The 12506-nt window shown below is 59.2% G+C and carries 10 protein-coding genes and 1 tRNA gene; 7 read left to right on the top strand and 4 right to left on the bottom strand.

The genetic code is table 11. The annotated features are described in order from the left end of the window. The first annotated feature begins 198 nt into the window (after positions 1–198). Positions 199–645, top strand: coding sequence for a hypothetical protein (locus tag AC559A_RS15905; protein ID WP_156932836.1), 447 nt, complete (start codon positions 199–201; stop codon positions 643–645). A gap of 92 nt (positions 646–737) precedes the next feature. On the opposite strand, the gene AC559A_RS15900 is transcribed toward AC559A_RS15905, so the two are convergent. The 3 genes from AC559A_RS15900 to AC559A_RS15890 form a co-directional block, all read right to left on the bottom strand. Further along, a complete protein-coding gene (locus AC559A_RS15900; RefSeq protein ID WP_028571171.1) occupies positions 738–2084 on the bottom strand; it encodes a glutamine synthetase family protein in 1347 nt (448 codons plus the stop codon). A gap of 217 nt (positions 2085–2301) precedes the next feature. Beyond that, complete coding sequence (gene aroL / locus AC559A_RS15895) at positions 2302–2916, bottom strand: shikimate kinase AroL (RefSeq protein WP_498818669.1); 615 nt, start codon at positions 2914–2916, stop codon at positions 2302–2304. After that, a complete protein-coding gene (locus AC559A_RS15890) occupies positions 2913–6110 on the bottom strand; it encodes an HAD-IA family hydrolase (RefSeq protein WP_051434293.1) in 3198 nt (1065 codons plus the stop codon). Before AC559A_RS15890 ends, aroL begins: the two co-directional genes overlap by 4 nt. Before the next feature lie 360 nt (positions 6111–6470). Here AC559A_RS15890 and AC559A_RS15885 point away from each other — a divergent pair, with 360 nt between their 5' ends. Then, positions 6471–7739 carry a radical SAM family protein gene (locus AC559A_RS15885; RefSeq protein WP_498818667.1) on the top strand — a complete coding sequence of 423 codons (1269 nt, stop codon included), beginning with the start codon at positions 6471–6473 and terminating at the stop codon, positions 7737–7739. A 63-nt stretch (positions 7740–7802) separates the two neighbouring features. On the opposite strand, the gene purM is transcribed toward AC559A_RS15885, so the two are convergent. Beyond that, positions 7803–8855 carry a phosphoribosylformylglycinamidine cyclo-ligase gene (gene purM / locus AC559A_RS15880; protein ID WP_498818666.1) on the bottom strand — a complete coding sequence of 351 codons (1053 nt, stop codon included), beginning with the start codon at positions 8853–8855 and terminating at the stop codon, positions 7803–7805. 311 nt (positions 8856–9166) lie between these two features. Here purM and AC559A_RS15875 point away from each other — a divergent pair, with 311 nt between their 5' ends. The 5 genes from AC559A_RS15875 to AC559A_RS15855 all read left to right on the top strand — a co-directional run bounded on the left by AC559A_RS15875 (position 9167) and on the right by AC559A_RS15855 (position 12505). Continuing rightward, the gene (locus AC559A_RS15875) at positions 9167–9595 is read left to right on the top strand and encodes a hypothetical protein (RefSeq protein WP_498818665.1); all 429 of its coding nucleotides are present in this window, start codon (positions 9167–9169) and stop codon (positions 9593–9595) included. A gap of 56 nt (positions 9596–9651) precedes the next feature. After that, the gene (amrS, locus tag AC559A_RS15870) at positions 9652–10716 is read left to right on the top strand and encodes an AmmeMemoRadiSam system radical SAM enzyme (protein WP_498818664.1); all 1065 of its coding nucleotides are present in this window, start codon (positions 9652–9654) and stop codon (positions 10714–10716) included. Beyond that, positions 10713–11219, top strand: a complete 507-nt coding sequence (locus AC559A_RS15865; RefSeq protein WP_498818663.1) for a cob(I)yrinic acid a,c-diamide adenosyltransferase — start codon at positions 10713–10715, stop codon at positions 11217–11219. Before amrS ends, AC559A_RS15865 begins: the two co-directional genes overlap by 4 nt. Positions 11220–11497: 278 nt before the next feature. Next, a tRNA-Pro gene (locus AC559A_RS15860) sits at positions 11498–11574 on the top strand. A gap of 67 nt (positions 11575–11641) precedes the next feature. Further along, positions 11642–12505: a YitT family protein gene (locus tag AC559A_RS15855; protein WP_498818662.1), complete on the top strand. Its 864-nt coding sequence runs from the start codon at positions 11642–11644 to the stop codon at positions 12503–12505. Position 12506: the final 1 nt, after the last annotated feature.

Raw genomic sequence — 12506 nt, 5'->3', positions numbered from 1 at the left:
GACTCCTTGGCGAAAGCAGTATGATGACAAAACTGCATTCCCTTAATCCGTTTCAGGATTTGAGTAAAGAAGGTCTTGTTTCCAGGTAGGACATGGTTTAGAGATGCGCACATGGACTTTGGGGGTTGTTTGCGGTGCCTGGTCGCGCGTGGTTTGGCCGCAAGGCCCGGCAACATTTTGAAGCCGTGGAGGATAAAGGTGAACATGCTGAAGTTCGGACGATGGTACATGATCTGTTTCGTGGCGGTGAGTCTGCTGGTGATCGTCACGGGGTGCGGCAAGAAAGGCTGGCCCGAGCCGCGACTGGACGAGGACCGCTTTTCCTGGGGCCAAATCCAGCATCAGCGTCAGGGAGCGTGTCTGGACGCGAGGGCTCTGGTGCACGGGGCTGCCAACAAGCTCGGATTCGTCTATTTGGAGTGGATGCGCCTGGACACCGCGGAGGATTGTCCGGACTGCCCCTTTGAGGTGACCGAAAGGGTTCGCCTGGGCGACGGTTCCAGCGAGTTCAAACGGCAAAACGGGGTGATCCGGATCTTATATTGCGAGTGGGATCCCGACGCTTCATACAGGTGGCGGTTGGTGGGCATGAACGTCCACCGCGGATTGGGCTCGGTACCCTCCCAGGTAGAGTTCTCCCGCTGATAATACCGTATTTACAGGGTTCGCTAAGAACGAGAACGCCCCGGCGCCTTCAAAGGTGCCGGGGCGTTCTGGTTCTCGGGCTTGATCGAAATCTACAGCAGAGGCAGGTACCGGTCGATCTCGTACTGGGACACCTGGATGCGGTAGTCGTCCCATTCCTTTTTCTTGTTTTCGATGAACTTGGAAAAGATATGTTCGCCCAGAGCTTCCTTGAGCAGAGAGCTTTGCTCAAGGATTGCCACGGCGTCCCCGAGGCTGCCCGGCAAAGCGTCGATATGGTGCTGGGAACGTTCTGAGGCGGACATTTCAAAGATGTCCTCTTCCACGGGGTCCGGCAGTTTGTAGTTCTCTTCCATGCCCTTGAGGCCGGCGGCGAGCATCACGGCGAAGGCCAGGTAGGGGTTGCAGGCCGGGTCAGGGGAGCGCAGTTCCACGCGGGTGGCGACCTCCTTGCCGGGCTTGTACAGCGGCACCCGGACCAGGGAAGAGCGGTTACGACGGGCCCAGGCCAGGTAGACCGGGGCTTCGTAGCCCGGAACCAGCCGTTTGTAGGAGTTCACCCACTGGTTGGTGACGGCGCAGAATTCCGGGGCGTGCTTGAGCAGGCCGGCGATGTAGCTCTTGCATTCAGCGCTGAGAAAATGCTTGTCGTTGGCGTCGTAAAAGATGTTCTTGCCGTTCTTGAACAAGGACTGGTGGGTGTGCATCCCACTGCCGTTCTGACCGAAGATGGGCTTGGGCATGAAGGAGCAGTAGCAGCCGTGCTTGCGGGCGATCTCCTTGCACACGACCTTGTAGGTCACGGCGATGTCGGCCATTTGCAGGGCCTCGGCGTAGCGCAGGTCGATCTCGTGCTGGCTGGGGGCCACCTCGTGATGGCTGTACTCCACGGTGATGCCCATGCGGTTCAGGGCGAAGATGATGTCTCGGCGGACATCGTTGCCCAGATCCAGAGGCGGGGCGTCGAAGTATCCGCCCTGGTCGATGATGATCGGTTCGTGGGCGGAGTCGAACAGAAAGAATTCCAGTTCCGGGCCGACGTAGAACGTGTACCCCTTTTCCGCGGCCTTGCTCAGGATGCGCTTGAGAACGTACCGGCTGTCCGCGACATAGGATGTTCCATCGGGGTTTTTGATGTCGCAGAACATCCGGGCCACCGGGCGGTCCATGGGACGCCAGGGGACCATCTGAAAGGTTGTCGGGTCCGGAATAGCGACCATGTCGCTTTCGTGGATCCGGGCGAAGCCGAGAATGGAAGATCCGTCGAAGCCCATGCCTTCTTCAAAAGCGTTTTCCAATTCACTGATGGTGATCTGAAAGCTCTTCAGGGTTCCGATGACGTCCACGAACCAGAATTGAACGAAGCTGACATTGTAGTCGCGCACCGCCTTCATCACGTCGTCGGCATTTTTGCAGTTGAATACGGGTGAATCGGTCATGCGGGAAACCTCCGAATGTTAAATTTGAATAATGATGGGAGGGACTTTCAAGTTCAAGGCCATGATGGAAAAAGTCATGAAAACAAGGAGCGTGAAGGATGCTCTTCCATGTCGAGCCGAGGAAAACTCTTCAAAAATGTAAACTCCGTGGCATCGCGGTGATTGGTGTTTGCGTTTTTGTCAAACTCGGCCTCCGGCCTGCTCCGCAGGACAGGTCTCACCGGACGTCGAGCTTGTCCAGGGCGTCCCGCAAGGTATTCTCAAGGCTGTCCTCGGAGCGCAGAATATGGTCGGCCAGATTCATGTAGATCGGGCTGCGCTGGATATTGCTTTGGATCAGTTCCTGCTCCGGAGTCAGGCCGGAGAGGGGCGGTCGGTGGTCCGGGGTGGGTGCCGCGTTCAATCGTCCGAGCAGGGTGGAGATTTCGGCCATCAAATAGAAGGTTGTTCCGGATTGTTGAATCAGTTCTTGATTATCCGGGGCCAGGACGATGCCGCCACCGGTGGCCACGACCTGGCCGCGCCGGGCGCAGACCTCCCGTAAGGCCTCGGACTCCAGGACGCGAAAGGTATCCCAGCCGTCCTCGGCCACGATGTCGGCGATGCTCCGTCCGGCCTTGTCCACAACCAGAGCGTCGGTGTCCACGAAGCGCATCTCCAGGCGCTCAGCCAGGAGTTTGCCCAGGGTGGACTTGCCGCTGGCCCGGAGCCCGACCAGGAAAATGTTGGTCGATTGTGGATCGAAGACGTCTCGTTTTCGTGTTTCCGGCGCGTGGACCATTCGGGCGTCGGGATCGCCCACCTGTACGGTGTTTTGGATGAACCTGTTCATACCTCGATCCGCCAATCCATGGGCATGGGGTCATCCGGAAAATCAGCTTCGGTGCATCGGCCCGGAAGCAGGTGGAACGTCTTGTCGTCCAGGGCGATGGTCCGTTCCTCGCCCTCGCGGCCGGTGATGGACAGCCTGGCTCGGCCGTGTTCCAACTCCACATCGTACCAGGTCCGCTGGAGCTGGAAGCGGAAGGACAGCTTTTGCCAGTGCTCCGGCAGCCGGGGCTGGATCACGGGATGCTCTCCGGTGAGTTGCAGCCCGGCGAAGCAGCGCAAGATAATGTCCAGGGTGGCGGCCATCACTCCGGTATGGATGCCCTCCTTGGTGGTCCCGCCCTGGGTGTCGTAGACGTCGCTTTTCATGGCTTCCACGAACCAGCGCCACGTTCCGGCGTCGGAGTGGATGAAGTAGGAAACCACGGCGTGGACCACCTTGCTCAAGGTGGAACCGTGGCTGGTGCGCGGTTCGTAGAAGTCGTAATTCTTCTGGAGCAGTTCCAAGGGGTCTTCGATCTCGTGCCCGAGTTCGCGCAGAATGTGCGCCACCTCGCCGGGGTCCAGCAGGTAGTACATCATCAGCACGTCGGCCTGCTTGGCCAGTTTATAGTGGTCCGGGCTGTCCCCCTCGGCCTTGAGGATGCGGTCCATGCGATGGATGTCGTAGTAGCGGCGGCGGTAGGCGTCCCAGTCCAGCTCTTTCAAGTCCATATATCCGTCGAACTGGTGGATGATGCCATCAGGAGACAGCAGCACGTTCAGTTTGTGGATCATGTCCCGCCACTTCTCCGTCTCCGAGAGGTCGAAGCCGATCTGCTCGCGCAGCTTCTTCATGGTCGCGGCGGGCAGGCGCTCCACCAGTTCCAGTGCCCGTTCCAGGAGCCAGACCACCATGACGTTGGTGTAGGCGTTGTCCTTGATGCCGGGCTCCTCGGATCCAGGCAGCTTTTCATGGAACTCGTCCGGTCCCATCACGCCCTCGATGTGGTAGCGGTCCGTCTCGGGATCGAACCTGGCGATGTCCGCCCAGAACCGGGCGATTTCCAGAAGCATTTCCGCGCCGTGGTCCCGCAGGAATCGCTCGTCCTTGGACCAGTTTACGTAGCGCCAGACATTGGCGAAAATGGCGATGGAAACGTGGCGTTGACGGCGGCTGAGATCCGGGTCCCAGGTCTTGCCGGCGGGGTTGTAGTGGATTTCCTGGGTTTCCTCGTCCCCGCCGTCCGCGGTCTGCCAGGGGTACATGGCGCCCTTGTATCCGTATTGCCGGGCGTATTCCCGGGCCCCGTCCAGTCGGTGATAGCGGTAGAGCAGCAGGGAACGGGAGATTTCCGGAAAGTGGAGATCGAAAAACGGCAGGATGTAGATCTCGTCCCAGAAAATATGACCGCGGTAGGCCTCGCCGTGCAGCCCTCGGGCGGGCATCCCGGTGTAGAGCAGACGGTTGTGGGGCGAGGCCGTGGTCAGGAGGTGGTAGATGTGCAGCCGGGTGGTGCGCTGAATGAAGCGGTCGCCCTGGATGCGGATGTCCGCCTTGTCCCACAGCGCGGCCCAGGCGCGTTCGTGGGCGCTGCAAATCTTGGCGAAGGACGCCTGTTTTCCGGCCAGGTTGGAAGCCGCACTGCCCAGATCCTGGACTCCGTCCAGGGAGCTGTACACCGCGACGATCTTTTCCAGGGCGTAGGTTCGGTTCTCATGGGCATGGAAGCGCAATTCCTCCCCGATTTCCGCGTCGTTCTTGAAAACCTCACGTTCCGGAGACAGGGGCTTGTTCTCCTCCAGCAGACGACTTTGGGCCTCCATGTGGATCTGGTAGCCGGAGCCGGTGGTCTTGACCCGCAGGCAGACTCCGCCGGAAGTTCGGCCGGAGTGCATCAGCTCCAGGTGCTTGGACGTCAGCTGGGAATACCGGGGCACGCCTGCGTTTTCCACGTTGCCGTCCAGGCTGACCCGCATGGTGATGGGCGCGGAGTAGTTGATGGGCGTCAGCTCGAAGCGCAGCGCGCAGAGATGCGGCTCGGCCATACTGGCCAGACGTTTGGACTGAATCCGGGTGATCAGGCCGTGGACGTCCCGGCAGATCATGGTCCGTTGGAGCACGCCGCGGCGCAGATCCAACTCCTGCTTGTAGCTGAGCAGTTCCATTTGCAGCGGGCTCAGGAATTTGCCGTTGCCGATCTTGAATTCCACGGGCAGCCAGTTCGGGCAGTTCACGAAGTCGTTGTTGAAGATTTCCTTGCCGTGGACCATGCTCGGGACGCGGTTGAAAATGCCCGCCATGTAGGTTCCGGGGTAATGGTTGAAGGAGGCCCGCTCGCCTTCAAAACACCCTCGCGTGCCGATGTATCCGTTGCCCACGGTGGTCAGGGTTTCGCGCAGCTTCTCGTCACCGCGATCCAGGCCGACATAGGCGAGCTTCCAGCCGTCCCCGGGCAGTTCGTGCTCGAACCAGGCCCGGATGTCCTCGGGGCAGGTTTCCGATAAGTCGCCCAAGACCATGTCCGCGCCGAACTGGCGCAGCATTTCTCCTTCGCCGTTGCGAGCCAGGCCGATGACCATTCCGAAGTTGCCGGCCCGTCCGGCCTGGACCCCGGCCAGGGCGTCGTCCACCACCAGGCATTCCCCGGGGTACCGGCCCATGGCCTTGGCCGCGGCCAGGAGCATGTCCGGATGGGGTTTTTCCCGCAGGCTTTGTTCGCGGAGCATTTCGTCATCCATGCGCACGTCGTACAGGCCTTCCAGACCCGCAAGCTTCAGAATGCAGTCGCAGTTCAGGCTGGAAGAGGTGATTCCGATTTGAAAGCCATCGTTTTTGAGGGATTTCAGGAGTTCGACCGAGGAGTCGATGATTTTCGGGCCATGGGTGTTGAGCATGTCCAGGAACAGGTCGTTTTTTCGACGACACAAGCCGTGGATGGTCTGGGCTTCGGCCGAGTCATCCGAGCGACCATAGGGCGGTTCGATGTTTCGGGATTTGAAAAAACTCAGCGCTCCTTCAAAGCCCGGACGGCGTTCCAGATGGTTGCGGTAGTCGCCTTGGGGGTCAAAGGGCCGGAACGGGCTGCCTTCCTTTTCGGCGACGTTTTCCAGGAACGGATTGAGGATCTGCTCCCAAGCCTTGGCGTGCAGATGGTCGGTGCTGGTCAACACGCCGCCCAGATCGAAGATGGCCGCCTTGGGTTTTATTCCGGTCATGATTCCTCCCGAAAGGCATAAGGGTTGCAAAGGTTTAAAATCGGAGTAACCAAGTCAGCGCATTTTGCGTGCGGCCTCATTTCGGCATTGGATTCGTGCCTCCGCGGGAATGACTTGTCTTGCCGTGGCGTCTTGGAACCAGTCATACCCGCGAAGGCGGGTATCCAGCCTTTTCACGGATCAGCCGAATGGTTACGTCGTCTGAAGGTTCTGGTCGCGTATTCTGAGCAACGAAACGGATCAGGTCAACCTTGTGGAGAGAATTCTCTTGAAAAAACGAGATCAACCACGGATTGCCAAGGAACGGAGGATGTCCTATCCGTCGGGGCGGAAAAAACGCTGATGGAGAGAGGCCCGAACATGAACAAGCACGTCGACGTCAATCCCCGCATGGTCTTCGCGGACCGGCGCGGACGGATCTTCGATCATCCTTCCCTGGGTATGGTGTGCCGGAGTGGCTGGGAATTTCGACGTCCGAAGCCCGAGGAACTGATCCCGCTACCGAAGGAATGCGAGTTGTTTTTGCTCCCTGGTCGGCGTGCCCTGGGCTGGGACGGGGACCGAGGGCGGATCGAGGCGGGAGATCGGACCGCAGTGGCGGCCTTTGTCAGTCCGGGGCATACGCTGAGCGCGGTTTGCGCCTATGAGACGGATTCCGGCGCTCCGGTTCTGCCGCTGTTCGCGTACGGCGCGGTGGGGTATGCCCGGGGGCGGTTTTGGGTCTGCGCGACCCGGGTGGATGAAGACCCGCGACAACGATTTGAGGGCATCTCTCCGAAGCGGATCCAGGCCGGGGCCAGGCAATGGTTGAAGACGTTTCCCAACAATCGGCTGGTTCGGCATCTGGCCGACTGCGCCCTGGTCTCGTCCTGCCCGGCGGCTCGAAACCTGGCCCTGGGGCGGTACGAAGCGCCCTTGCCCACGTCGCGTTCCTGCAATGCCCGCTGCGTGGGCTGTTTGTCCCTGCAACCGCCGGACTCGGGCTTTCCCTCCACCCAGAACCGGATCCGGTTTCAGCCTTCGGCCCGGGAAATCGTGGAAATCATGAACCAGCATGGACAACGGGAACCCCGGGCCATTTTTTCCTTTGGCCAGGGGTGCGAGGGCGAGCCTTTGACCGAGGCGGAATTGATCGCCCGGGCGGTACATGATTTTCGGGCCTCCGGCGGCCAAGGGACCGTGAACGTGAACACCAACGCCGGTCTGCCGGAGACGATTCCGGATCTGGTCCGGGCCGGGATGTCCTCGATCCGGGTCAGCCTGAACAGCGCTCGGGAAGCGGTGTATGCGCGATACCATCGCCCCCAGGGCTACGCCTTCAGTGACGTGCGGGAAAGCATCCGCAAGGCCAAGCAAGGTGGCCTGTTCGTGTCCCTGAATTATCTATTTTTTCCGGGGATCAGCGACAGGCCCGAAGACGTCGCGGCCCTGATCGACTTGGTCAGGGCCGAACGAGTGGATTTCATCCAGCTCCGGAACATGAATCTCGATCCGGAGGTATATCTTGGTTTGTATGGGGACATGAGCGAGGAGCGGGAGACCGGAATGGACTTGCGATCAATGATCCAGGAGCTGCGACATCAAGCTCCGTGGATTCGCTTCGGCTACTTCAATCCATATCTGGGCTGAGGGGCGGGCTTTTGAACAGCCCGCGGAATCGGGCTGTATCAACATGCCGCCAGTCGTCTCGGATCAGAAGACGATCCGCACCTGTTCTTCGTCCTTATCCTTGCGCTCTTGGAGTTCGCCGATCAGGAAGGCTTCCTGGTTCTGGGCGTTGAGCCGGGAAATGACCTCTTCGGCGTGCTGTTTGTCCACCACGAGCAGGAAGCCGATGCCGACGTTGAAGATTTGGTGCATTTCCTCCCAGGAAAGCCGACCGGCCTGTTTGACCCACAGAAATTCCTGGGGCACGGGCCAGGAGCCGAACTGGATCGAGGCCAGCAGCTGGTTGGGGATGATCCGGGGAATGTTGTCGTAAAATCCGCCGCCGGTAATGTGGACCATGCCTTTGATGGGCAGGTCGCGCAGCAGGTTCAGCACCGGCTTGACGTAGATCTTGGTGGGGCTGAGCAGGACGTCGGCCACAGAGTTCTGGGTTCCGGGGAAAGTGTCCTGGCCTTGCAGCCTGGATTCGGCAAGCACTTTACGCACCAGGGAGTAGCCGTTGGCGTGGAATCCCGAGGAGGCCAGCCCGATGAGTTGGTCTCCGGGGCTGGAACGTGAGCCGTCGATGATTTTGGTGTCTTCGACGATGCCGACGCAAAAACCGGCCAGATCATACTCTCCTGGAGCATAAAAGTCCGGCATCTCGGCGGTTTCTCCGCCCAACAGGGCGCACCCTGCCTCCTTGCAACCCGCGGCGATGCCGGTCACGACCTGTTCGGCCTGGTCCAGGTCCAGCTTGCCCGTGGCGAAATAGTCCAGGAAGAAGAGCGGCTTGGCACCCTGGACGAGGATATCGTTGACATTCATGGCTACCAGGTCGATACCTATGGTGTCGTGGCGCTGAAAGGCGAAGGCCAGCTTCAGTTTGGTGCCCACGCCGTCCGTGGCCGCGACCAGCACGGGCTCGTTGAACTGGTTCATGTCCGGCTTGAACAGACCGCCGAACCCGCCGATGTCCGAAATGACGCCCTTGGTGTGGGTGGTCGAAATGGCTTTCTTGATCCGATCGACAAGCCGATTGCCTGCCTGGATGTCAACGCCGGCCTGTTGATAGGCCTGAGAGCGATGAGGCATCATGATGACGGTTGCTCCTTGAGAAGGTGATGACGAACGATTCGGGAGAACTACCACTCCCGCGATCATTGTTCAAGGAAAATACTCGGGTTCGTCCAGGACGGATTTCTTCTCGATCCTCACCCGCTATCTGGATCGGAATCGAAATCGAAATCGAAATCGAAATCGAAATCGGAATGGGAATCGGAATTTGGAATTGGAAAATGCAGTTCATCACCTCGTGATTACGTCATCTTCTTGGACATGCGTTCGATTTCGATTTGGATTTCGATTTGGATTTCGATGAGTGTAGCGTCAGGATAAGGAGGTATGGGATGCTTTGTCGATGGATATGGATATTCGGGCTTGGATTCGTCGTGGTCGTGTTTCCGTGTTTCGCGACCGCCGAGGAGTCATGGAGGTCGCACATCCTGGCTCAAGCGGCAGGTGGAGCGTACATTGGCACGGACGAGCGCTCGGGCGACTCCGTGATCCGAGTCGGCCCTTCCGGGGAAGCAAAGCCGGGAACCCGGATGTACATGGACAGGAATCCCGGTCCCGGCGGCGACTTGGGGGACAGGGTGATCCATGTGGTCCCGCCCCCGGAGGAAAAGCAGGAAACCGAGGTGCTTTTCGGACCGTTGCTGATCACTCCGGAAATCACCTGGCCTGGAAGCACCAAGCCTGACAGAACCAAGCCGGACCCGCGCGTGCCCCACGGTCGCATGCTCAGGGAGCAAGGGACATCCGGAAAGCAGGAGTAAGGCCGAGAGAGGCCCGAATCGGAACCATCGGATCAAAGCCCATCGAGGAGGTGGCGATGAACACGTCCCTGAATTGTTCAACGCATGAAGCCCGTCTCTGGAAGTCGCTCAAGGATGAAAAGGTCCAGTGTCGGCTTTGTGCACATTTTTGCGTGATCGCCGAAAACGAGCGGGGACGATGCGGCGTGCGGCTCAATCGAAAAGGTCGGCTGGATACCCTTGTTCGGGACACCGTGGCTGCGTTGAACCTCGACCCGGTGGAGAAGAAGCCGCTGTATCACTATTTCCCCGGTACCAAGACCCTCTCCCTGGGAACCATGGGCTGCAATCTGTCCTGCTCCTTTTGCCAGAATTCCAGCTTGTCCCAGCCGCCGCGCCGGGGTGAGGCCGTGCGGGGGGAGCGGGTGCAAGCGGAAGCCGTGGTGGACTTGGCCGTGCGTTCCAAGGCCGCCAGCATCTCATACACCTATTCGGAGCCCACGGTTTTTTTCGAACTGGTGGAAGACATCGCCACGCGGGCCGGGGAGCGTGGGCTGGGGAACATCATTGTCTCCAACGGGTTTCAAAGCAGGGAATGTCTGGAGTCCTGGGGGCCGTTGATCAACGCGGCGAACATCGATCTGAAGGCGTTTACCGAGGGATTCTACAAAGACATCTGCGGGGCCAGGCTTCAGCCTGTCCTGGACAATCTGAAGATTATTCCCGGGCTGGGCTGGTGGTTGGAAGTCACCACCTTGCTCATCCCCGGACTGAATGACGACCCTGGCGAATTGCGGGCCATGGCCGACTTCATTTGCCGGGAATTGGGGCCCCAAACACCATGGCACCTGTCGCGCTTTCATCCGGACCATGTCATGCTGGACAGACCGCCTACTCCGCCGCAAACCTTGCGGCGGGCCTGGGAGATCGGCAAGGAGTCCGGATTGTTTCATGTCTATGTCGGCAACATCACCGGGGTTGCCGGCGAACAGACCGAATGTTCCGGATGCGGGGCGGCTCTGCTTCGTCGTAACGGGTTTCAGGCCGCCAACATTGGAATGCGTGACGGAACGTGCCGAGCGTGCGGCGCTCCGGTGGAAGGACACGGCATGGAAATCATGCCGCTGGAGGCATCGACGTGATCGTGGTGTACACCGGAGACGGCAAAGGCAAGACTTCCGCGGCCATGGGGCAGATCATCAGGGCACTGGGACACGGCCTGCGCGTGGCCTGCGCGCAGTTCATGAAACGGGACGACGTTGCCGGGGAACAACGGTTTCTGGCGTCCCAGCTCGGTGACGACTTCCTTGTCGGCGGTCTGGGATTTTTTCGGGACAACCAGGACCGGACCAGGCACCGGGAGGCGGCCCTGAGCACCCTGGCCTGGGTCTCGTCCAAGGTCGAAGCCGACGTCCAGGTCCTGGTGTTGGACGAGCTCCTGTACGCCCTGGGCGCGGGCGTGCTGGAGCAGAAAGAACTGCAAGCCTTGCTGGACAGGGCCCGAGAGCGAAACGTGCATCTGGTCCTTACCGGGCGCGGTCTCCCGGAATGGCTCGGACGCCAGGCGGACCTGATCACGGAAATGCTCCCCGTCAAACACCCCTTCAACCAGGGCCAGGGGGCGTTAAAAGGCATTGATTTTTGACGCGTCGGGTCGTACGGGCAATACTCAGGGCCAATCTGTTCTCATCAAAATCCACGTCGCGATCGAAATCGGAATCGGAATTGGAATTGGAATTGGAAAATGCAGTGCAACACCTCGTGATTACACCATCGTTATTGGAGATGCTGTTCGATTTCGATCGCGATTTCGATTTCCGATACCGATTCAGATAGCGGGCAGGGATTGAGAACAAAATTGGCCTGGGGCAAGTCCGCGACGGACTTGCCTTACTTCATTGATTCGACTAGTTGTTCGCGGATCGGGGCGTAGCGCAGTTTGGCAGCGCACCTGCCTTGGGAGCAGGGGGCCGGAGGTTCAAATCCTCTCGCCCCGACCAGTGGAACAACGAAGGGTTGCGATGGGTGATCATCGCGACCCTTTTCCTTTTTTTTTGGAGGCCGAGGATGACGAAGCGGGTTGAGAGATTTACGTATACGATCTGGTGGAACCTTTTGTTGATCACCGTTGGGTCGGTGATCATTTCCGCCGCGATGAAGGGCATCGTGGTGCATCACGCGTTCGTTCCCGGCGGGGTGTTCGGCGTCGGACTGCTGATCTTTTATGCGTTCCCGGTGGTATCCGCCGGTATTCTGTATTTTCTGTTGAACATACCCTTGTTCGTCGTGGGCTGGGTCAATGTCAGTCGGCGATTTTTTTTCTATAGTCTGTATGCCATGGTTGTGGCCACCTTGACCTACGAGCTGATCAATCTGGACTTCGGCATTCAGGACCAGCTTTACGCGGCCATTGCCGCCGGAGGGATCATCGGTTTCGGGGCGGGCATCGTGCTGCGCTCCCTGGGGTCCAACGGAGGGCTGGACGTGGTGGCCGTGTTGTTGAACCAGAAGTACAACATCGGCATCGGGAAAACCTACTTTATCTTCAATTTTGCCTTGTTCAGCGTCAGCTTGCTGGTGCTGGACATTGACCTGATCATTGCCTCCCTGATTCTTGTATTCATCACCTCCGTGGTCCTGGAATCCACCCTGGGCTTGTTCAACCAACGCAAGCTCGTCCTGATCATCTCCGATCGCAGCCAGGAGATCGCCGACGAAATGATCAACCACCTGAAGATGGGCGCGACGTTCATCCGCGGACACGGGGCTTACTCCCGGAAGGATAAGGACATCATCATGGCCATCACCAACAACATCGTCTTAAAACGCCTGGAAGAGCTTGTTTTTTCCAAGGACGAGCACGCCATTTTCGTCGTGGAAAACACATTCAACGTGCTGGGCTCCAGCTTCGCCAAGCGCAAGATATATTAAC

The organism is Desulfonatronum zhilinae (assembly GCF_900182865.1).
In the GTDB taxonomy this organism is placed as follows: Bacteria; Desulfobacterota; Desulfovibrionia; order Desulfovibrionales; family Desulfonatronaceae; genus Desulfonatronum; species Desulfonatronum lacustre.
Note: the sequence above shows the minus strand (reverse complement) of the source record. Positions and strands in the feature narration are given on the sequence as shown.

Coding starts and splice junctions, on each gene's coding strand:
- AC559A_RS15890 (WP_051434293.1), bottom strand. CDS start 6,110: ATGACCGGAATAAAACCCAAGGCGGCCATCTTCGATCTGGGCGGCGTG.
- AC559A_RS15900 (WP_028571171.1), bottom strand. CDS start 2,084: ATGACCGATTCACCCGTATTCAACTGCAAAAATGCCGACGACGTGATG.
- purM (WP_498818666.1), bottom strand. CDS start 8,855: ATGATGCCTCATCGCTCTCAGGCCTATCAACAGGCCGGCGTTGACATC.
- AC559A_RS15885 (WP_498818667.1), top strand. CDS start 6,471: ATGAACAAGCACGTCGACGTCAATCCCCGCATGGTCTTCGCGGACCGG.
- AC559A_RS15875 (WP_498818665.1), top strand. CDS start 9,167: ATGCTTTGTCGATGGATATGGATATTCGGGCTTGGATTCGTCGTGGTC.
- AC559A_RS15855 (WP_498818662.1), top strand. CDS start 11,642: ATGACGAAGCGGGTTGAGAGATTTACGTATACGATCTGGTGGAACCTT.
- aroL (WP_498818669.1), bottom strand. CDS start 2,916: ATGAACAGGTTCATCCAAAACACCGTACAGGTGGGCGATCCCGACGCC.
- amrS (WP_498818664.1), top strand. CDS start 9,652: ATGAACACGTCCCTGAATTGTTCAACGCATGAAGCCCGTCTCTGGAAG.